17 protein-coding genes and 1 riboswitch are annotated in these 21,646 nt (G+C 38.3%); of the genes, 8 read left to right on the forward strand and 9 right to left on the reverse strand.

Features of this window, described 5'->3' with window-relative positions:
- Positions 1–45 precede the first annotated feature (45 nt).
- The 4 genes from cccB to secA form a co-directional block, all read right to left on the reverse strand.
- Positions 46–378 (reverse strand): cytochrome c551, encoded by a 333-nt coding sequence (cccB, locus tag CUU64_RS18120; RefSeq protein ID WP_101635069.1) that lies wholly within the window; start codon positions 376–378, stop codon positions 46–48.
- A gap of 52 nt (positions 379–430) precedes the next feature.
- Positions 431–1,294: a YitT family protein gene (locus tag CUU64_RS18125; RefSeq protein WP_101635070.1), complete on the reverse strand. Its 864-nt coding sequence runs from the start codon at positions 1,292–1,294 to the stop codon at positions 431–433.
- Positions 1,295–1,728: 434 nt separating this feature from the next.
- Positions 1,729–2,830, reverse strand: a protein-coding gene (prfB, locus tag CUU64_RS18130) for a peptide chain release factor 2 (protein ID WP_101635071.1) whose coding sequence is annotated in 2 segments (ribosomal slippage) — positions 1,729–2,757 and positions 2,759–2,830 — 1,101 coding nt in all. Because the reading frame shifts where the segments join, the coding sequence is not laid out codon by codon here.
- 277 nt (positions 2,831–3,107) lie between these two features.
- Positions 3,108–5,624 (reverse strand): preprotein translocase subunit SecA, encoded by a 2,517-nt coding sequence (gene secA, locus CUU64_RS18135; protein ID WP_101635072.1) that lies wholly within the window; start codon positions 5,622–5,624, stop codon positions 3,108–3,110.
- A gap of 355 nt (positions 5,625–5,979) precedes the next feature.
- Here secA and CUU64_RS18140 point away from each other — a divergent pair, with 355 nt between their 5' ends.
- Positions 5,980–6,300, forward strand: a complete 321-nt coding sequence (locus CUU64_RS18140; protein ID WP_101635073.1) for a helix-turn-helix domain-containing protein — start codon at positions 5,980–5,982, stop codon at positions 6,298–6,300.
- A 152-nt stretch (positions 6,301–6,452) separates the two neighbouring features.
- On the opposite strand, the gene CUU64_RS18145 is transcribed toward CUU64_RS18140, so the two are convergent.
- From CUU64_RS18145 to CUU64_RS18160, 4 genes are all read right to left on the reverse strand, one after another.
- Positions 6,453–6,593 carry an anti-repressor SinI family protein gene (locus CUU64_RS18145; RefSeq protein WP_180954666.1) on the reverse strand — a complete coding sequence of 47 codons (141 nt, stop codon included), beginning with the start codon at positions 6,591–6,593 and terminating at the stop codon, positions 6,453–6,455.
- A gap of 24 nt (positions 6,594–6,617) precedes the next feature.
- A riboswitch (cyclic di-GMP riboswitch) is annotated at positions 6,618–6,705 on the reverse strand.
- 205 nt (positions 6,706–6,910) lie between these two features.
- Positions 6,911–7,093 (reverse strand): hypothetical protein, encoded by a 183-nt coding sequence (locus tag CUU64_RS18150; protein WP_101635074.1) that lies wholly within the window; start codon positions 7,091–7,093, stop codon positions 6,911–6,913.
- 346 nt (positions 7,094–7,439) lie between these two features.
- Positions 7,440–8,183 carry a protease complex subunit PrcB family protein gene (locus tag CUU64_RS18155; protein ID WP_101635075.1) on the reverse strand — a complete coding sequence of 248 codons (744 nt, stop codon included), beginning with the start codon at positions 8,181–8,183 and terminating at the stop codon, positions 7,440–7,442.
- A 568-nt stretch (positions 8,184–8,751) separates the two neighbouring features.
- Positions 8,752–9,201 carry a hypothetical protein gene (locus CUU64_RS18160; protein ID WP_101635076.1) on the reverse strand — a complete coding sequence of 150 codons (450 nt, stop codon included), beginning with the start codon at positions 9,199–9,201 and terminating at the stop codon, positions 8,752–8,754.
- A 439-nt stretch (positions 9,202–9,640) separates the two neighbouring features.
- On the opposite strand from CUU64_RS18160, the gene galE reads away from it, so the two are divergent.
- The 7 genes from galE to CUU64_RS18195 all read left to right on the forward strand — a co-directional run bounded on the left by galE (position 9,641) and on the right by CUU64_RS18195 (position 20,517).
- The gene (gene galE / locus CUU64_RS18165; protein WP_101635077.1) at positions 9,641–10,648 is read left to right on the forward strand and encodes a UDP-glucose 4-epimerase GalE; all 1,008 of its coding nucleotides are present in this window, start codon (positions 9,641–9,643) and stop codon (positions 10,646–10,648) included.
- Between the two features lie 558 nt (positions 10,649–11,206).
- A complete protein-coding gene (locus CUU64_RS18170) occupies positions 11,207–13,369 on the forward strand; it encodes an NAD-dependent epimerase/dehydratase family protein (RefSeq protein WP_180954667.1) in 2,163 nt (720 codons plus the stop codon).
- Positions 13,370–13,559: 190 nt separating this feature from the next.
- The gene (locus tag CUU64_RS18175) at positions 13,560–14,309 is read left to right on the forward strand and encodes a hypothetical protein (RefSeq protein ID WP_142383655.1); all 750 of its coding nucleotides are present in this window, start codon (positions 13,560–13,562) and stop codon (positions 14,307–14,309) included.
- Positions 14,310–14,372: 63 nt separating this feature from the next.
- Positions 14,373–15,824: a GT4 family glycosyltransferase PelF gene (pelF, locus tag CUU64_RS18180; RefSeq protein WP_101635080.1), complete on the forward strand. Its 1,452-nt coding sequence runs from the start codon at positions 14,373–14,375 to the stop codon at positions 15,822–15,824.
- On the forward strand, positions 15,787–17,226 hold the full coding sequence (gene pelG, locus CUU64_RS18185) for an exopolysaccharide Pel transporter PelG (protein WP_101635082.1): 1,440 nt from the start codon (positions 15,787–15,789) through the stop codon (positions 17,224–17,226). The genes pelF and pelG overlap by 38 nt, the downstream gene beginning before the upstream one ends.
- Before the next feature lie 38 nt (positions 17,227–17,264).
- Entirely contained in the window at positions 17,265–18,671 is a 1,407-nt protein-coding gene (locus tag CUU64_RS18190) for a DUF4832 domain-containing protein (RefSeq protein WP_101635084.1), read from the forward strand.
- Positions 18,672–18,687: 16 nt separating this feature from the next.
- Positions 18,688–20,517: a DUF2194 domain-containing protein gene (locus CUU64_RS18195; protein ID WP_101635086.1), complete on the forward strand. Its 1,830-nt coding sequence runs from the start codon at positions 18,688–18,690 to the stop codon at positions 20,515–20,517.
- Between the two features lie 138 nt (positions 20,518–20,655).
- Here CUU64_RS18195 and CUU64_RS18200 read toward each other — a convergent pair whose 3' ends face one another.
- Entirely contained in the window at positions 20,656–21,513 is an 858-nt protein-coding gene (locus CUU64_RS18200; protein ID WP_101635088.1) for a glycoside hydrolase family 191 protein, read from the reverse strand.
- Positions 21,514–21,646 lie beyond the last annotated feature (133 nt).

Genomic DNA, 21,646 nt, shown 5'->3' on the forward strand with positions numbered 1-21,646 from the left:
ACGAATGCTTATTTTGCTCCGTACTGTTTTCTTATGTTGGAGGAGCTATTTTTTCTCAGCCAGCCACGCCGCCACCTGATCTGCTTCTTCACCCTGCAGCAATCCGCCAGGCATATTGCCCTGCCCATCAGTAATGATCTTTTCGATATCTTCTTTAGAATGTTCTGCCCCTACCTTAGTTAAGTCAGGGCCAACTCCACCTTCAAGGTTTTGGCCATGGCAGCTTGAACATTTATTCTCGAAAGTCTTTGCCACATCCCCGGCGCCTGCCGTTGTTTCATTGTTGGCAGAATCGTTATCTGCGTTGTCTTCCCCGCCACCACAAGCAGCCAGGATAAGAGATGTTCCCATTAATAAAGCCAGAAGTTTCTTTTTCACGCAAAAACCTCCCAAAATCTATGATGATAAATACAAGAACATTATACCAGTTTCAGGCGTTTTTAAAACCTTCTCCCAATACCTCCGATGCATCCATAACGATTACAAAAGCCCGTGGATCAACGGTTCTAACCAATTGTTTCAATTCGGTGAATTCCGTTTGGTCAATGACGCACATCAAAATCGGACGGGTATCGTCCGTGTAGCCGCCCTGTCCCGAAAGCCTTGTTACCCCACGGTCAATATCATGGAGAATGGCATTCCTGACTTCTTCTTCTTTGTTCGTGATAATCATCGCCATTTTTGAACGCCCTAGCCCGATTTGCACCAAGTCAATCGTTTTGCTGGTAACGTATAACGCAATCAGTGCATACAAGCCTCTTTCAATATCGAAAATTAATGCCGCACTCAATACAATCAAACCGTCAATAATAGCTACGCATGTCCCGAGAGACAGGTTTGTATACTTATGGATGATCTGGGCTGCTAAATCGGTACCTCCCGTCGACGCTTTCCCCCTAAACACAATCCCCAGGCCAAGTCCTACGCCTATTCCGCCGCAAATGGCACCAAGCAGTGGGTCGCTGGTCCAAGGCTCCCACTCATTCGTCAAAAAAACTATGAAGGGAAGGAACACGGTGCCTATCAGTGTTTTAGCCCCAAACTGCATTCCGAGAAAAATCAGTCCCGCAATAAATAAAGGAATATTGAATGCCCATTGCACATAAGCAGGTTCAAACCCGGCAGTAGCCTTCAGAATCGTACTAATACCACTCACTCCGCCCGAGGCAATCCTGTTTGGCAACAAAAAAACATTAAACGTAATGGCGACAATCGCCGATCCAACTAAAACCAACCCATACTCACTCAATCTTGTGAATACTGGATGCTTTGGCTCTCTATATCTTCGTTTCATAAACAGCCCCCTTTTTAGGTGTTAGGTATGTAGTTTTGATAACTTGATTGGAACAGGAATGGTGGGAGAACAGAAATTATTTAAGCGAAAAAAACAGGCGAATTAAGCGAAAATACGATTATATAAGCGAAAACAATTGTCATTTAAGCGGAAATACAAGTATTTAAGGGAAAACAATTGTCATTTAAGCGGAAATACAAGTATTTAAGGGAAAAACACCACTAATTAAGCGAAACACCGAAAGTAGTATAGCATCGCATTTTATAGAATGTAAATGGCATCAGGGTAATGCGGTAAAGCAGTAGGGGACTGACCCCCAGTGAGTATTTTGCTATTATTTTTTGCCTTTTTAGTCATCATTTATCAAAACAAAGGATAATAAAAAAGGAGTCCGGCCTCTCTATAAGAGAAAACCAAACTCCTAATCGATATTTTTAATTTAATCGTGAACGCAAGTAAGCATCGACAAACTGGTCAATATCCCCGTCCATAACAGCCTGGACGTTTCCTGTTTCCGTGCTTGTACGGTGGTCCTTAACCATGGAATAAGGATGGAACACGTACGAACGGATTTGGCTTCCCCAGCCGATTTCCTTCTGCTCGCCTCGGATTTCATCCAATTCAGCCTGCTGCTGTTCAATCTCGCGTTGGTACAATTTCGCCTTCAGCATGTTCATCGCCTGGGCGCGGTTTTTAATCTGTGAACGCTCGGATTGGCAAGTTACCACAACTCCTGTTGGAATATGGGTAATACGGACAGCGGAGTCAGTAGTGTTAATATGCTGGCCGCCCGCGCCGCTCGCACGGTACGTATCCACTTTAAGATCTTCGGTACGAATTTCGATTTCGATATCATCATTAAACTCCGGCATGACCTCACAGGAAACGAACGATGTATGCCGGCGGCCCGATGAATCAAATGGAGAAATACGCACCAATCGGTGAACACCTTTTTCTGCTTTTAAATAACCGTAAGCATTATGGCCTTTAATTAATAGAGTAACGCTCTTAATTCCCGCTTCATCACCAGGCAGGTAATCCATTGTTTCAACTTTAAACCCTTTTTTCTCGGCCCAGCGTGTATACATGCGGAGAAGCATGGAGCCCCAGTCTTGGGACTCGGTACCGCCAGCACCAGGGTGCAATTCAAGGATCGCATTGTTTTTATCATACTCTTCGCTCAATAGCAGTTGAAGCTCGAAGTCATTCATTTTTTGTGCAAGCTGGGTGATTTCTTCTTCCAGCTCAGCCTGCAGCTCCGCATCGCTTTCTTCTTTAACAAGCTCATAGGTTAAATCAAGATTTTCAAAGGTTTCATTCAGCTCGCTTAGCTGGTTTACTTGATCCTTTAACGCATTGGCTTCACTGATGACCGTCTGCGCTTTTTGCTGGTCGTTCCAGAAATCCGGATCGGTCATGATATTCTCAAGTTCTGCAATACGGGCTTCCTTCTCTTCTAAGTCAAAGAGACCCCCTAAAGTCCGCTAAACGTTTAGCTGTTTTTTCAAGCTCATTCCTAATATCTGCTAATTCCATTCTCTTCACCTCATCATAATTAAAAAGACATTAATAATAGTAATTTATTTTTCATGATAAAAAAAGTGCCGGGGTCAGTCCCCCACCACGGTAAAGCGTTAGCGCAGTGGGGGACTGACCCCCAAAAATGAAAAGAGGCGGCAAAACAAGCCGTTTTGCCCCACCTCTTTTGGCATGTAAGAAAGTATAAAACTTTCTTACATGCATAAGTGCAACTATGCCTCTGTCTTCGCCAATACAAGGCTCGCCAATCGGCAAGTTTTCTAATATGTCTGTATTACGCTAGTTGGCCATGGCAGTTTTTATACTTTTTGCCACTTCCGCACGGGCAAAGGGCATTTCGGCCGACATCTGCTTGCTTGCGTTTAGGCTTCTTCTTGGCGGCTTCTCCGTCTTCTTTTGGATTCACAGCCTGTCCCTGGGCGACTTCCTGCCGTTCCAGGTTGTTCTGGATTTCGGCTTTCATAATATACATCGCTACTTCATCTTCAATCGATGCAATCATATTTTCAAACATCGCAAAGCCTTCCTGCTGGTATTCCTGAAGCGGATTGATTTGTCCATATGCACGAAGGTGGATACCCTGGCGAAGCTGATCCATCTGATCGATATGGTCCATCCACTTGCTGTCAACTGCTCGCAACACGATTACTTTTTCAAACTCACGCATTTGCTCGTCTGAAAGCTGTTCTTCTTTTTCGTCGTAACGCTCTTTCACTTTTGTAAGGATGGTGTCAACAATTTCATCAGAGAAGTCCTTACCTCTTAAGTCCTCTTCTGTAATGTCGCCTTCATTCAGAAGGTTTCCGTTGATATAGTCGATTAATCCCTGCAAGTTCCAGCCCTCTTCCTCATCGTGGCCAGGTGCAAAGGCAAGCACGTTGCGGCGTACAGAAGAGTCGATCATTCTTTCGACTATTTCGCGCAGGTTTTCACTGTCCAATACCTCAAAACGCTGCTTGTAGATAATTTCACGCTGCTGGCGTAATACATCATCATATTGTAGCAGCTGTTTACGCGCGTCGAAGTTATTTCCTTCAACACGTTTCTGTGCAGATTCAACAGCCTTTGTTACCATCCGGCTCTGAATTGGCTGAGAGTCATCCATGCCAAGCCGCGCCATCATCGCTCTCATATTATCTGAACCAAAGCGGCGCATTAGTTCATCTTCCATTGAGAGATAGAACTGCGTCACACCCGGGTCTCCTTGACGTCCGGAACGCCCGCGGAGCTGATTATCAATACGGCGGCTTTCATGGCGTTCTGTACCGATAACCGCAAGTCCGCCGACTTCTTTTACTCCTTCGCCAAGCTTGATGTCAGTACCCCGGCCTGCCATGTTCGTCGCGATGGTTACCGCGCCCTTCTGACCCGCGTTCAGAATAATTTCAGCTTCACGCTCATGGTGTTTCGCATTCAACACATCATGGCGGATTCCTTTTTTCTGAAGATATTTCGAAATCACTTCTGATGTTTCAATCGCCACTGTACCTACCAGCACAGGCTGTCCCTTTGCATGGCGCTCGGCGATATCCTCGACAACTGCACGGAATTTCCCGTCCATGGACGCATAAATTAAATCAGCACGGTCATCACGGATAATATCTCGGTTCGTCGGTATGACAATAACATTCATATTATAAATATTGCGGAATTCTTCTTCTTCCGTTTTCGCCGTACCAGTCATACCGGAAAGCTTTTCGTACATACGGAAATAGTTCTGGAAGGTGATTGTCGCAAGTGTCATGCTTTCGTTCTGGATTTCCATGCCTTCTTTGGCTTCAATCGCCTGGTGCAATCCTTCACTGTAACGTCGGCCCTTCATCAAACGCCCTGTGAATTGGTCGACAATGACAACCTCGCCATCCTGTACCACATAGTCCACATCTCTAGCCATTGTGACATGCGCCTTCAAGGCCTGGTTGATATGATGGTTGAGCGACACATGGCCAATATCGAATAAATTATCGATATTGAAGGCCCGTTCCGATTTATTGATGCCTTCTTCCGTAAGCTGGACACTTTTCGTTTTTTCATCGTAGGTAAAATCAGTATCCTTTTGAAGAGTGCGTACAAAGGCGTTCGCCTGGATATAAAGCTGCGTCGATTTCTGGGCCGAACCAGAAATAATGAGCGGTGTACGCGCCTCATCGATCAGGATCGAGTCAACCTCATCAATTACCGCATAATGAAGCGGACGCTGAACCATTTGCTCTTTGTATAAAACCATGTTGTCGCGGAGGTAATCAAAACCAAGCTCATTGTTCGTGCTGTACGTGATATCCGCAGCATATGCTTCTTGTTTTTCCTCTTTTGACAAGTGATTCAAGTTAAGGCCTACTGTTAAGCCCAGGAACTCATACAGTTTGCCCATTTCCGTGGCGTCACGAGTTGCCAGGTATTCGTTCACTGTAACAACGTGAACACCCTTTCCAGTAAGGGCGTTTAAATAAACAGGCAGGGTTGAGGTCAATGTTTTACCTTCCCCTGTTTTCATCTCGGAGATGTTGCCGTCGTGAAGCGAAATACCCCCCATAAGCTGAACATAGAACGGATACATCCCAAGAACGCGTTTTGCACCTTCACGGGCAACAGCAAAGGCTTCTACAAGCAAGTCATCAACACTTTCACCATTCTGATAACGCTGTTTAAACTCGTCCGTTTTGGCACGCAACGCATCATCTGATAATGCCTCCATCTCAGCAGCGAGCGCTTCGATTTCATCCGCAAGCTTTTGAAGGCGTTTCAACTCACGCTTATTCGGATCAAACACTTTATTTAATATATTAAGCATTTCACAAACGCTCCTCTTAGAAAGTATGGATAAACTAAATCATCTATCTAAAAAATATTCCGTAAAAAAAGAATACATCTTTTTTAAAAATAACAGGTACCCTTAATTTTAACATTTCTAGGGTATGGGCACAACTTAGGGTACCTAGTGAAAAGTAATAGAAAAACACATATAAATGCTGTTACAATAGAAGTGGATTGTTATATATAGTACAGATGATACATAAATTTCACATTAGAAAAACACGGCTTATCGCCCGTATTGGCGAAAGTCGATGTTCTTTTCTTATACTTTAATTCGTTAAACTTTCTTAAAGTATAAAAAATACATAAATTACATACAGGGTGTGATTGACATGATAGGTGACCGTGTAAAGAGGTTAAGGGAAGAAAAAAGAATGTCTATGACGGAACTGGCAGATAGAGCAGGAGTAGCTAAATCTTATCTAAGTTCATTAGAAAGAAACCTGCAAACAAACCCGTCCATCCAGTTTCTTGAGAAAATCTCTGCAGTACTGGGAGTTCCAATTGATTACCTGCTGCACGATGAAGTAGATACAAAAAACGTGGATGAAGAATGGCTGGCAATTATAAAGGAAGCCATGGACTCAGGGGTTTCCAAAGAACAATTCCGGGAATTTATCGAATTTAATAAATGGAGATTAAAAAAGGATTAATAGGGCAAGGAGGCATGAACTCCTTGCTTATATCTATTATCTAATAATACCTTTGCTTTTTCAAAGGTTTGACTTTAGAAAAAATAAAATCCCTAAGCAAATGACCGCTTTTGCTTAAGGGGGAGTATGTGCTGAATATCATATTTTTCGTTCTATATGACTTCCTTTTCATTCAAAGTCCTTCGCAAAAACTCTCTAATTTCTTCTACACTCAAGCCAATTTCCTTGGCTTTCATTATTAACTCGACCCATTCTGGATCCAAATCTGTCTGGTCAACCAGTCTAAACGACACTCTCTTTCCCCCTTACCTGGCGTTCCAGATAGTCCAGCCGTCATAGTAAAAACCATACCTTAGACCTGTGACTTTGCGTCCCTCTTTTTCAATAGGTTTGCCTTTAAACTGAACCCAAATTTAAAATATTTCAGTGTATTTGTAATTATAAAGGATACCCAACCAAAATATTTGCAGATTCATGGCATTTGTTTCTCAAAAATTCTGACTTTTTATTTTATGTTTCTACAAGATTAACAAGTTTCCCCCGATAAAAACATTAAAAATCTTAATTCCTATTAAAAATTTGCTCGAAAACACGAAACATTCCGGCCTATCTACCTTCTTGATTTCATTAAACTTACATACAGGACCATTCTCCTGGATTTCTTTTCCTCATTCTCCGCAATTAATGCCTTTTTATCCGTCAGGTCATTCCCGCAGGTTGGACACAACCATTCTCCGCTTTCACAGCTACTGAAGGATAGTTCTCGGCACTGGCCACAGTTTTTTTGATACATTCATTTCACTCCCAACACAAAATCTGGATGCACGTTACTGAATTCAAAATGGAACAGTTAACCATAATTTATTCCCTAACTCTCTTTAATAAAACGTGCACACGGTTGAAAATTTTAAAAAGCATCTCCTCTCTTGTTTTGTTCTTTTTAAAGAACGGTTGAACTGATTATATTACACCGATATTGCATCAGTAAATACATTTTCAAATTATTCTAAAGCCAAAACAATGTTCGATATCTAGAACGAAGGAAACAACCTTAGTGAAAGGATTTATTAATCTGATTCACGACACAAAAAAACACCAACTAAGTGGTGTTCGAAATGTTAAACAAAAATACTGATCATTTATTTTTTATCTGTCATTTCAAACGGGAGGACGGTCATCTTTGTTTTTTGCTTAGTTGTATATACGGATTCAAGAAGATATAAAGCTCCAGGTTCATATGGTGCACGAGGAATAACTTTTATTGTCTTTTTATTTTTCTTATCTACACGCAAGATGATAGGTATTTCCTTTTCCATTACACCAAGCTTTTTAACAGATATTTGATAGTTTTCTAGCTCAGATTTAGTAATGTTTGTATCTGACTTAATTGTCCAACCTTTCCTAGGAAGATTGGTGGTTTTTTTGGTATGAAAATCAAGTGAAAAGTTATCTTCCTCTACAAATGGCTTTTTAGTTTCTGCATCTAACACTGACAACGTCGTATATGGCGGTAAATCAATTCTCGCAATAATGCTCGGGTTAACTATAACCTGTGCATAAGAACGTCCCGGTTCCGGGGTTGTATGCTTAACATAAATGTTCATCTGTTCAAATAACTGTTCTTGCTTCTCAAATGTTAGTCTGTATCCCGCATTAGGTTTAGGTCCTGCTGCGATCACATAAAGGGAACCGAACTTATGAACTCCCTTATGTTCTTTAGCAATCTTAAAAAATGCTTTCTCTACATCAGATAGCTGCGCCTCATGGACTAACTGAAATTGTGTACTTTCTGCAGGAGGAGGCTTTATTTCTTCAGCGAAAACACTTGATGCAGAGGTGGATACAAAAATTGACACAAGTAAAACTAAGAAAAACTTTCTCAAATTAACCCATCCCTTCCATTATTTTCATTTATATAGACGTAGCACTCCCTTCATTTGTTTCAAAAAATTTACCCTTTTCCTAAACTTTTTTGAACGGAGGTCAGTTTTATTAGTTAGCGGTTCGTTTCTCAATAATCGTAACACCCGATTGGAGTTTTAATGAAACTAGGATGCTTCTGCTTTTTTATTTGTAAAAGTGCTTCGTAAAATATTCCATAACGGGATCAGTCATAATGTACTGCTCTCTTGGAATGTTTAGGGTTATTTTGTTCCGGTTTTTACACTTATTTATCCCTTCATGCCTCCATCAAAGAGTATATGTATTATACTGTTAATAAATAACAAAACAAATTTAGGCGAATTTATGAATTATAGTTTATGTGCTATTTTTAATAAGTTAGCTCCTTGAATCTTGCAAAAAACTTATCGTAAAGATTGTCTAGTTTTGTCGTTTGTTGAAATCTCTTAAAAACAAGAATGACCTCCCTTTAATCGTGAATTGGAAAGTTACCACACTCAATCAAATTTCCAGAAAAAAGGAGATGTTAATGGTATGCTAACTTTCTATTCAGCTAACGTCAAGTTCATTGTTTTTCTTGGTCTTTGCCATCACCTTGTTTCCATCATGCATGGAATCAACCTGACCGAGGGACGAAAGACAATCACGCAGATACGGAACCATTCCGGGAAGGACCGTGACCTTAGCTGTATGACCCGTTTTCTGAAAGAGTCTCCTGGGTGCGCAAACCGAGTTTGAACGCAGGAGGATGAACCATTTAATTGTTTCCTTGTTATTGATGATTCCAACTGCCACAAGGATCGATCCACGAAAACAATGGAAGCTTTGGACTTTTATTTCTCTCACACAGAAGGGAAAAGTGTCTGGTCGCACTACCTTGTGATGGCCCACTTGGTGGCTGAAGGCTACTCCATCAACTGGGATTTCAGGTCCTACTTCAGAAAGGCGTACTGTGAAGAATTGGGCATTCCCTTCAAAATCAAAAAATGATTTAGCCATGAAAATCGTTCAGTCTTTTCCTGCTAATCAAAAGGTTAAATTGGTCAATAGAATCCCACATAACGCTGGGAGACACAGTTAGAAGAGCCAGAAGCGAGATGATGGGGCAACTTGTGGTGTATGTTTACCAGGAAGGACTGGCAAATACCCCGTTGGAACAGGTGCTCAGAACCCTGAAACTGATCGCTTAAAAATTGTTTTTTTGATTCACTGCCCGTATGCCCTTTTTTCGGGAAGTCAGAGAGTATAACTAAATATACCGGAACGAAAGAATTTAACATGAATTATTTTCCATGAGGTTAAAGCGTAAATAAACTATATTTTCATTTCCGATATGGTTATAATTTTTAAGCATTCGTAAGAGAAGTAATTATTCTGTAATAAATACTATGTTGAAACGTTACTAGAGAGATATTTAATTTTAAAAGGGGGTAGTCTCGTGACAATTTTGGTAACTGGAGGAGCCGGCTATATTGGAAGCCATGCAGCTTTGGAACTAATAGAAAGCGGATACGATATAGTGGTTTTGGACAATTTATCTAACAGTAATATTGAATCGATTAAAAGGGTTAAGGAATTAACAGGTAAAGATTTTCCCTTCTATCACATTGACCTATTAGATCGGGAAGGATTAGAAGATCTATTTAATAAATATAATTTCAATGCTGTCATGCATTTTGCCGGACTGAAAGCAGTTGGAGAGTCCGTTTCTATTCCATTAAAGTATTATCATCATAACTTAACAGGAACAATTAACCTGTGCGAAGTGATGGAGAAGCATGATGTCAAAAAACTGGTGTTCAGTTCGTCTGCTACCGTATATGGAAATCCTGATCGGGTTCCTATTGATGAATCCTTTCCGCTGTCTGCGACCAATCCATACGGCCGGACTAAATTAATGATAGAAGAAATCCTAAGAGATTTGCATGTGTCGGATTCCTCCTGGAGGATTGCACTTTTGCGTTATTTTAATCCAATTGGTGCGCATGAGAGCGGTAGGATTGGGGAGAATCCAAACGGAATTCCTAACAACTTGATGCCTTATATTACTCAGGTTGCAGTCGGGAAAAGAGAACGACTTTCCGTTTTTGGCAATGACTATGAAACTCACGATGGCACAGGAGTACGTGATTATATTCATGTCGTAGATTTAGTAAAAGGCCACTTAAAGGCTCTTCAGTTTTTGGATCATAATGAAGGAATAGAATCATTCAACCTTGGGACAGGAACGGGTTATAGTGTTTTAGATTTAATAAACTCGTTTAGCAAGAATAGCGGTGTCGAAATCCCTTATCAGGTTGTTGATAGACGTCCGGGGGATATCGCAATTTGTTATGCTAATCCAGGAAAAGCGGAACAAATGCTTGGATGGCGTGCGGAAAAGAACCTTGATGAGATGTGTATGGATTCATGGAATTGGCAGAAGAGTAATCCAAACGGATATTAAGAATCTTAGTTTAATAGTCGAAGGTCGCTTATTATCGCTTTTGTTTGAATAAACTTTTTCATTTGTTTGTATCGACTCCCCGTTCCCCACAAATTCAGGAACATTATACCGGAACAAAAGAATCAAAAAGGGTCTTATCTTTATACCAAAATAATACTTAGGAAGGTATTTATATAACCTTATTATTGTATATTGTGGTCCTGAGGTCTGACCCTTTGTTTTTGTTTAATCCCCTCTATTATCCTTAACTTCTGAAAACCTCATTTATTTTTTTACCGTTTTTCCTATTACAACCTACACGTCCATTAATTCCCATGTTATTAGGGATTTTATTATAGTAATATATTCATTGTTAATTTTACGCATCATCACTATTGATTGAATTTTCAATTATTTAAGAATATTGTTTTAGGCCTGGAAAAGGCATTTTAACAAAATAGCAAGGTTTTTTAACGATACTTATGTTCTATATAAACGAAAGTATTGTTTTTTATTGTCTTATCCTGATGCAAAAACAGCATGATATATAAAAATTCTTATTTGATATGGAGGGTTATGATGAGAGTACTCGTTACTGGAGGCTATGGGTTTATTGGCTCATTTGTAGCAGAACGTTTTTACAAAGAAGGCCATGATGTATTCATTATAGATAATTTAGCCACAGGGAAAAAAGAAAACATCACCTTTAAACATAAGGGATATATTTTAGACGTTGAAGATTCAAATTGTGAGGAGATATTTCGAGCCAGTAGATTCGATATTGTTGTACATTTGGCTGCAGATAGCCCGACTGTTCATTCGATTGATACTCGCCGTGAAGTTTTGGGACTTACCAACATTCTATCTTTATCAAAAAAATATATGGTTAAACAAGTAGTCTATGCCTCTTCTGCAGAGGTATATGGTCCCGTTAACGAAACACTCTTAAGCGAAGAATCCCACTGTGACCCCGTTACACCTATAGGAATGAACAAATGGTTTGGAGAATTATACATTAGCAAATGGAGTGAACTAAACGGATTTCCTGTATTAGTTTATCGTATGTCTGATGTTTATGGTCCAAAGCAAGGTGTAACAAGTGAGGGTATGATCGCAAAATTCATTAAATCCTCTTTAAATAACAGTGAGCTTATAGTCGCTGGTAATGGTGAGCAAACTGGTGATTATATTTTCGTAGAAGATGTGGCGGATGCTATCTATAAAGGAGTAATCCATAATCATTCGGGGGTTTATAATCTCTCTTCCAATCAAGACATTAGTATGAATGAGTTGAACAAAACGTTACAACCAACTTGTTCAGTACCGGGTATTACATATGCTCAAAAAGAAAATGGCAATCCTGTACACTCATCTCTGGATAACTCAAAGCTTCAGAAAGATTTTGATTGGTTTCCTCCAACTAGCCTAAAAGAAGGATTAGAGAAGACTTATGATTGGTATTGGATAACCGCACAAGCTGCAAGTACTTTACCTAATGAACACAAAGAAAGTAAGCTAGCTTCTATGTTAACAAAATTATTTTCAAAAGTTGAAATTGTTGCCTTATTTGCATTCATGTTTACGCTAAGTGCTCTTTTTCAACAAAAAATAGAAGTGCTAGATTTTAAGCTGCTATTCATTGTTTTAGGAACAGTTCTATTGGGAAGGGAACGTTCAATTCCGACAATTGGCATAGGTGTTCTCTGGTATATCGTCGAGAATCTAATGCAGGGCAGAGAAATCGTTTCATTACTTTACCACAATAATACAATTGCTGTAATTGCTGTTTATATTTTTGTTGGATTGACTTTAAGCTACGTGATTGACAAAAAGAATCAAGTGATTAAACAGGCTAAAAAGGATTTAGACGCATCTGAAGAGCGTTATCAATTCATGTACTCCGTTTATGAAGATGTGAGAACTGTAAAAGAAGAGCTTCAACATCAAGTACTTTACACGGAAAACAGTGTGGGAGTAATTTCGGACATCGTAAAAAGACTTGACAGTATGGAACCTGAAGATATTTTTGTTTCGGCTGTTGGTGTTATTGAAGAAGTAATGAAAACGGAAGAAGTGGCGATTTATTCTGTTAATGATGAGCAAAGCTTTTTAAGGCTGGTTGCTAAATCCAAACATCCAAATGCCTATATCCCAAGCTTCATTGATGCCGAAGCCGAAAGTGAATTTTATGATCTTCTCAGCTCAAAGAAATTATTTATCAATAGCACGTTCAATGAAAATCTTCCGCTAATGATGGCACCAGTGATGGACGGAGAAAAGGTTTCAGCTGTGATTTGTTTATATCAGGCTGATTTTGAAAACTTAACATTGCAATATCAAAATCTATTCACTACGGTTGTCGGACTGATAAGTTCTGCTTTGTCTCGGGCTGATGAGTATGTATTTGCAACAAACAGTGAAAGGTATGTGGAAGGAACGAATGTCCTAAATGCTGAGTTTCTAGACAGGATCCTTAAAGTGAAGCAGCAAGCAAAAGAAACATTAAATATGGATTATACGCTATTAAATATTAAGTTCAGTATCCATAATTTCAGCGATACTATTAACAATTTGCAACGTTCGCTGAGAAAAACAGATTATATTGGATTAAATGAAAACAATGAATTGGTTATTCTTTTATCCAATACAAATGAGGACAATGCTGAGGTCGTTAAAAACAGGTTGAGCCGAAATAACATTTTCATTCTTGAGCAAACTAATTCAAATGCTGTTCTTGCGTAATATACCCAACTCAACTTTCTTTAAACTTTTTTTACAAGAATAAATGGGATGTGAATTTATGGCATTCGTGCTTTCAATCTATTATATAGCTTGTTTAATTAGCTTATTCTATTTCTACAAAAAGGATAGAAAAAGCTTCCTTATTATATTTCTCATTATTTTATGCTTGCCGATCTTAGGGCTGCCATTAGTGATATACCTATTTTCTGAAAGAACAATACCAGGAAAGAAATCTGCAAAAACAACTAACGATCAACATTTAACAGCTGAGTTTATAGCTTCACAATCAATGATTAGACAGATCGACATTGATAAAGAATTGAACACTATCCCGATTACGGATGCGTTCCTGCTAAACGAAAATAACGTAAAAAGGTCCTTATTGAAACAGAGTCTGAACGATAACACGATTCAAAACTTAGATATTTTAAAACTGGCATTAGAAAACGAGGATTCTGAAACAGCACATTACGCTGCGAGTGCAATGTTAGAAATCAAAAGAAAGACGCTTAGCTCTCTTCAGGAATTCTCAGAACAGGTGAAGAACTCTCCTGACGATTTCTCTTTGTTAGCTTCTTATGCAGATGCTCTTAAGCAAAGTATTGAAATTGGCGTCCTGGACTCTAGTATGAAAAAAAAATATATGCATGTTTATTCAGATCTATTAGGAAAAATTTTATCAAACCACTCTACTGCTAAAGAATATTTCATAGATAAAATCAATTATGATTTGCAGCTCAAACAGTACTCGAAAGCTAAACAATATTGTGAAATCTTTATAGAAAAACATTCGTTTGAAGAAATGCCATTTCTATTATTTTTAAAATATTACTTTCAGATTGGCGATTCGGAATCGTTTCAAAAGATGCTAAACAAGTTAAAAAAATCCCCGGTACGTCTTTCTTCTACGGGCTTAGAGATGGTTCGCTTTTGGTTATAATACTATCTTCTATTTCTAAGCTCACAGATAAAAACTTAAACAACAGAGATAAGAGGTAAAACTATGAGAATATGTTTGGTTGCGGAAGGGTCGTATCCATCTGTAACTGGTGGCGTTTCTAGTTGGATACAATCATTAATTACGAATATGCCTGAACATGAATTTATCATCTATGCTATAGGTGCCAATCAAGAGGAACGAGGAAATTTCAAATACAAATTACCCCCCAATGTAGTTCATGTCCATGAAGTGTTTTTAGATGCTTACCAAAGCGAGGAAGCTAATTGGGGCAAAAACTATCGTCTAACAGCCTCCGAGAAAGTTGCCATACAAAACCTGCTTGATAACAATAATCCGAATTGGGATGATATTTTCTCTTTATTTTCAGGCGATAAACTGGATTCGGTATCAAATTTCCTTACCAGTAAAGACTTCTTGGATTGCATTAAACAGGTTTGCGAAGAATACCATACCCAAATTCCTTTTAATGAATTCTTTTGGACAGTACGATCCATGCTATTGCCATTATTCCTTTTAATGAGAGAAGAAATTCCCGAAGCCGATGTCTATCACAGTGTCTCTACTGGTTACGCTGGAGTAATTGCAAGCTTCGGGAAATGGAAATATAACAAGCCTTTACTGTTAACAGAGCATGGGATTTATACGAGGGAACGCGAAGAGGAAATTATTAAGTCGGACTGGGTTAAAGGCCATTTTAAAAATCTATGGACGGAATACTTTTATAAGCTTTCTCATTGTACGTATCACTTCTCTGATCAAGTAATAAGCCTGTTTAATAAGAATAAGGAAATACAGGTGGAGATTGGCTGTGCTGAAGAAAAGATCACCATCATCCCTAATGGAATAAATCCTAGTGATTTTGAAAATCTAGCTCCCAAGGTTGAAGAAGATCAAGAGTTTATTAATATCGGTGCCATTGTACGGATTGTGCCGATTAAAGATATCGTTACAATGCTTCAAAGCTTTGCGATTGTTAAACAGGAAGTTAAAAATGCACGGTTTTTTATCTTCGGGCCGACAGAAGAGGACCCGGAATATTATGAGGAATGCGTTCAATTGGTTGAGTCCCTTGGTATAAACGATGTGATATTTACAGGTGCAGTAAACATTAAAGAGTACGTAGGAAAAATGGATTTACTCGTGCTGTCAAGTATCAGTGAAGGCCAGCCTCTAGCTGTCTTAGAGGGCTTGGCTAGTAAAAAACCATTTGTTTGTACAGATGTAGGAAGCTGCAGTGAATTATTATATGGCCGAAATGATGGAATCGGGAATGCTGGTATTATTGTTCCGGTCATGAATTATGTGCAAATGGCTAAAGCCATTGTAACAATTAGCAAGGATGAAACTTTAAGGAATGAAATGGGAATGAATGGTTTCGAACGAGTTTCTCGCTTCTACTCCAGGGACCATTTTATAAATAGTTATAAGGAAATATACCAAAAAGTTGAGGGATCTTATGGCCGGGATTGGGTTTCAATTAAAGAAAATCGTTAGAGAAAACAGTTTCCTGAGCAGAGTAAAGGCATACGCGTTTTCTTCAATTGTTATAGTAGGGCCTATGGCTTTATGCATTTTTATCATCGCCAGTGCACAGTTTTTTCTGACCATGCTTGGTACACCTCAACAAGAGAAAGAGCTTTTTCTTGCTGGTACTGAGTATTCATTTATTTTTTCTCAATTGTTAACAGGATTTTTCACAATGTTTCTTTCGAGATATTTAGCGGACCAGATCTATTCTAAGAATGAGAACTTTGTTCTTTCTTCTTTATTTGGAATGATCGCAATATGCATGTTCATAGCGGTTATATGTGGCCTGGTTTTCTATATTCCATCACCACTATCCTGGGAATTTAAGTTGGTTTCCTATTTGTTCTTTATTGAACTAATCATTATCTGGCTGCAGTCTGTTTATATTTCGGCACTTCAGGAATATAAGAAGATTATTCTAGGGTTCCTTTTAGGTACCACAATATCCTTTACTGCTTTTTTTATTAGTTTCAAGATTCTAGGATTCCATTCCGCTATTGCAAGCTTCATTTGTATGGATATAGGTTTTTTCGTCATTTTGTTATCGTTTTTTAGAGAAATAAAAAAGTTATTCCCGGTGAATAACAAACAATATTTCAATTTTCTACATTATGTAGATAAGTACCCATCTTTATTATTTATTGGTTTCTTCTATATGGTTGGTTTATATGGCCACAGTTTAATTATCTGGTTCGCAAATGCCCAACAGGGAGCCCTGGAGAAGCTGATAGGCAAAACGTTTATAACAGCTCCCGTGTATGATGTACCGGTGTTTTACGCCTATTTATCAATTCTGCCGGCCATGGTCATGTTTGTAGTCTCTACAGAAACGAATTTCTATGAAAAATATAAAACCTACTATTCCAGGATTTTAGGAGCGTTCTCTTATAATGAAATCAATGCTGCAAAGAGAGACATGTTCAAGGTCTTGCAACGTGAACTTACGGTAATTATGGAATTCCAGGTTGTGTTCTCTTTAGCAGCGTTGGTGTTAGGAATCAATCTTCTGCCTGAAATCGGATTAAAAAGTGAACAAATTAACACATTCATTCTGATTACAATTGGCAATACCTTTTTTATTCTGATGTTCATCATGATGCTCTTACTGCTTTATTTTGATGATAGAAAAGGCTCTTTATCCGTTATTTCCATATACACAGGAAGTAATTTATTACTCACTTATCTTTTTGTAAATACAGACCAACTTGGAATGTCTTGTCTGATTTCTGCTTTTATTGGCTTTTCAGTCGCAATTGCACGACTGTCCCATTATATGAAAAATCTAGATTATTATACTTTTTGTTCTCAGCCGCTCGTTGTAAAACAACGTAAATCGTTATTCCAACGATTCATTAAAAGAGTAAATTAATAACGGGCACAAAATTAAACATTAAGAGTGGTGTAATTATGAGCATAAGGCTAATCCCAAGCATCCTTGTATTCTTTTTGCTATTAAATTTATGCCCTTTAGCTGCTAACAATGAAGAATTAGTCACTACTCAACCCAATAAGATGGATAAAGCATTAGTCAATCCGTATACAGGGTTTGCTCCAAGTGCGGATGGCGGCCCTTATAACCTGCCTCATAGCTTGGTCTATGCGAATATCACTTGGAGAGAACTAGAACCCCAAAAGGGAGTCTATAATTTCACTAGTATAGAAAAGAAATACAGATTAGAAGATTGGTCAAAAGAAAATGTAAAAATTATTATTAGAATCGTATTGGATTATCCCGGCACAGCCAGCCATATAGACATTCCAGACTGGCTCTATAAAGAGATTCACGGTGATGGCACTCATTATACAACTGAGTGGGGAAAGGGTTTCAGCCCGGATTACAATAACCCTCAACTTATTTCCAATCACAAAAGCTTAATCAAGAATTTAGGCGAACGTTATAACGGTGACGAACGAATTGCTTTTATTGAGCTGGGCAGCATTGGACATTGGGGTGAATGGCATACGATCCAGGATGAAAGCTTGACTATCCCTTTTCCAAAGCTAAAAGTGACGAATCAATATGTGATGCCGTATGTTCATTACTTCCCAAACAAAATGCTGCTGATGAGAAGGCCCTATCCTTTAGCAAATAAATATCATATGGGTCTCTTTAACGATATGTTTGGAAATGAAGAGCATACCATTAAGAGCTTTAAAAATTGGATAGATAGAGGATACAACCTTTGGTTAACGGGTGAACGGCACCCACCAATGAAAGACTATTGGAAGCACGCCTCTTCAGGTGGTGAATTTGATCCAAACCAAGCTTGGGATAAGCTGTTTAGCAGGCCACAGTTTACAGAAGTAATCAGCCAGGCTAAAGAAACCCATGTTAGCTGGCTGGGGCCAAACGTACCAATTGAGCCATTGGATGAAAAGGAAGCTCAGAAAAACGTAGAGACCTTTCTGCAAACCATTGGATACCAGCTTCGAATTGCAAAAGAAATTCATCGTAAAGAATTGACGGCTGGGGAACACCTCACTATGGCCATGGAATGGAAAAATGATGGGGTTGCTCCCTTTTACTTTCCATGGCCAATAGAAATTAGTCTGCTTGACCTTAACGGCCGTGCAGTAGCCAAACAAAAAACAAGCATGGATATCCGAAAATTGATTCCTGGATCATACCAGGTGTTTGAAAGATTGCAGATACCAAATAATATACCAAGTGGCGAATATAAAGTTGCCGTTGCAATCCTAAATCCAGAAACCAACACACCCGCTATAAGGCTAAAAATGGCCGGGATGCAAGAAGATGGGCGTTATGCTTTAGGCCCTGTTATTGTTAAAAATCCTAACGAACGCGTCAAGTGAGACGCTGAGGTGTTACATGAAGAACGAACATATTATTAATAAAAATATGATTTATATTTCCATATTTGTTTTATTATTTGGATTGGCCATTTTGTTATCACGTTCTAATATTATATTAAAGCTCCACACAGACGTTAAACAAGACGATCGAGTTGTGGATGAAAAATCAGCGCTTTCTGAACAAGAAGAACAAAACTTTAAGAATGACCGCTATTTAGTCATCTATGATCCGAACGAAAAAGGCAGCGAAAAATTAAAATCAAATATAGCGCAAACGCTGAAGTATATGAAAAAAAATACTGAAGCAACAACTATCAAAGACATTCCATCTAATCTGGATGATTATAAATCTATTATATTTGCGGTTGCACAAATTAACGGGATTCAGGACATGTCTTTGTTTCAGAAGTATGTTTATGATGGAGGAGGTATCTTCTTTGCAATTCGTCCAGAGATAGGGAATTCCTTATTTTCAATCTATCGAAACCTGGGAATCAACGAATTAGGAAACTTTACAACTACAGAAGGTATTCATTTAACTTCCGATATCTTAATCAATAACAAAGGCCTTTCTATTCCTAAAGAAGCATTCCTATTAAATTCATCCTTATCCTTGAAATTAGACGAGGCAGTTTCTGTTCATATGAAGTCTGAAAAAGGTCTGCCTCTTTTATGGGATACGAATTACGGAAAAGGTAAATTTATGGTCTTTAATGGTACATTTTTATCTTCAAAGGATAATAGAGGTATCATTTCGGGTGCACTAAGTTATTTACAGGAAGATTATATTTATCCAATTATGAATTCCAAACTGGTATATATCGATGATTTTCCTGCTCCACTACCACCTGGAACGAACAAATTAATTTTTAGGGATTATGGAATCGATACTCGGACCTTTTATCAGACAGTTTGGTGGAAAGATATGCAGGAAATAGCCGACAGCAACGATATTAAGTATACCGGTGTGTTAATAGAGACCTATAACAATTGGGTTAAACCATCATTCGTAGATCGAAGCGGTATTGACAAAGACAGTATGGTCATGTTTGGACGTGAGCTATTAAAAATGGGTGGAGAGATTGGAATTCATGGATATAACCATCAATCGTTGACACTTGATCAGCATATTTCCGATAAATATTCATATATGAGCTGGAAAAGTGAAAAGAACATAGTGGAGGCTTTAAATGAAGCAGAGTATTTTCTCAACATGACTTTACCAGGTTATGTTCCTAAAACTTATGTTCCACCTTCTAATGTATTAAGTGAACAAGGGAAAGCAGCTATACAAAAAGCATTGCCATCGATAAAAATCATTTCATCCCTATATATTGAAGATCCAACAGAAAGCGCCTATGTTCAGGAATTTGAAAAAAAAGGAAAGTTTATTGAAATGCCACGTTTGACGTCAGGTTACGAGGATAGCAATGAAAATAAATGGTTACTTAGCAATGGTATTACATCTCTAGGTATGTTTTCTCACTTTATCCATCCTGATGACATCCTGGATGAAAATAGAGGGAATTCCAAGTCGTGGAACGAGCTTTCCACAGAATTCTCGCATATTATGAAAGATACAAAGAATAGGTACCCATGGCTCCAAAGCAAAGTGGCTGCTAGGGCCGGAACTGACTTAGAGCACTATTTAAAAACTAAAATTTATATCCAACAAGATAACGATAAGATCGATGTTTTTGTAAATGATTTTGTTCCCCCTCTGTATTTTGTGTTGCGATCTTCAAAAGAGATTAGCTCAATTGATGGTGGTAAAATCACAAAAATGGACTCAGACCACGTTCTAATCAAGGCGGAACGAGAACATGTAACAATTGGATTCAAATAGTTTTTAAAAAAATGAGGTTGACTAAAACAAAAGGGTCAGATCCCACCAGAATATAATGTATTGATAGAGTTACTCTCTATGTTATACACAATATTACCAGTGAGGTCTGACCCTTTTAAGTCATCCATTTAATGCTTGTTACCATGAATTGTAGTTATCATTTTTATTATAAGATGGTATAAATTGATTGGTTACACTATAACCTTTGCTTGAAAAGGTAGGAACAACCGAGAAAACTGCGAGGTTATTATTATTTGAATAGTTTTGTAAAATGCCAATCCATTTTTGCCCCCAATCATTATTGACCAGTTTCGTTTTATTAAAATCTTCCCAAAGGAAACCATCAATATAAGGCAATGAATTGGTTTGTAACGTTTCAAATCCTCTATTCTGAACTAATACAAGATTTGGATAGAGCTTCTTAATATCCTTAAGCAACGCTTCGTATCCCTCTCTCATTTTAGTTCTTTCAGCAGGCGTGGTATTCCAATAATGATCCAAATCATCAACAGTATCCAAAAATACTCCATCAAATTGTTTCTGAACAATTTGAGCTTTTATTTCAGAAAGAAGTAACTGTCTATAATGCGGATTCGATATATCCATTAAATAGGTATTCCACGCTGGAATGGGTACTCGCTTACCATTACTCTGATGATAATAATCCTCTTCTTTTGTCTTGGCAACAAAGTCGTTAACCCAGGACGATAATTCAATCACACTTATATAACCTATTGTTTTAGTTCCCTGAGTCTCAATTTTTTTAATTTGTTCAATCGTATAAGCATGAGGCTCTATCACAACCATATCATAACTAGAAAGCTTATTAATGATTGATGTGGTTGGACTTCCATAATAAATCTTGAAATCTTGCACAGTTTTCAATGGATTTGTAGTAGATGCTGCATTTGTGACATTCATAGTACTTGTCCCTCCAAGGGATATAAGGAAAAAGAATATACCACAAATGACTGCTGTTAATAACCTTTTAACCATTAAAAATTTCTCTCCTTTATTATCTTAGATGATGTTGCGAGAATTGAAGCGTTAAATGAGAGCTTTTAATTACGTAATAATGGACTACTCTGTAGAGCTTTATTATATGCTGTGGCATTACTATTTACAATCA

Source organism: Bacillus sp. V5-8f (assembly GCF_002863565.1).
Classification (GTDB): domain Bacteria; phylum Bacillota; class Bacilli; order Bacillales; family DSM-1321; genus Peribacillus.

Bases quoted from the DNA above. Each gene is read 5' to 3' on its own strand.
- pelG (WP_101635082.1), top strand. From the start codon at position 15,787: ATGGCCGGGATTGGGTTTCAATTAAAGAAAATCGTTAGAGAAAACAGT.
- CUU64_RS18170 (WP_180954667.1), top strand. From the start codon at position 11,207: ATGAGAGTACTCGTTACTGGAGGCTATGGGTTTATTGGCTCATTTGTA.
- CUU64_RS18195 (WP_101635086.1), top strand. From the start codon at position 18,688: ATGAAGAACGAACATATTATTAATAAAAATATGATTTATATTTCCATA.
- CUU64_RS18150 (WP_101635074.1), bottom strand. From the start codon at position 7,093: ATGTATCAAAAAAACTGTGGCCAGTGCCGAGAACTATCCTTCAGTAGC.
- CUU64_RS18160 (WP_101635076.1), bottom strand. From the start codon at position 9,201: ATGGCTAAATCATTTTTTGATTTTGAAGGGAATGCCCAATTCTTCACA.
- pelF (WP_101635080.1), top strand. From the start codon at position 14,373: ATGAGAATATGTTTGGTTGCGGAAGGGTCGTATCCATCTGTAACTGGT.
- CUU64_RS18190 (WP_101635084.1), top strand. From the start codon at position 17,265: ATGAGCATAAGGCTAATCCCAAGCATCCTTGTATTCTTTTTGCTATTA.
- CUU64_RS18125 (WP_101635070.1), bottom strand. From the start codon at position 1,294: ATGAAACGAAGATATAGAGAGCCAAAGCATCCAGTATTCACAAGATTG.
- CUU64_RS18140 (WP_101635073.1), top strand. From the start codon at position 5,980: ATGATAGGTGACCGTGTAAAGAGGTTAAGGGAAGAAAAAAGAATGTCT.
- secA (WP_101635072.1), bottom strand. From the start codon at position 5,624: ATGCTTAATATATTAAATAAAGTGTTTGATCCGAATAAGCGTGAGTTG.
- CUU64_RS18200 (WP_101635088.1), bottom strand. From the start codon at position 21,513: ATGGTTAAAAGGTTATTAACAGCAGTCATTTGTGGTATATTCTTTTTC.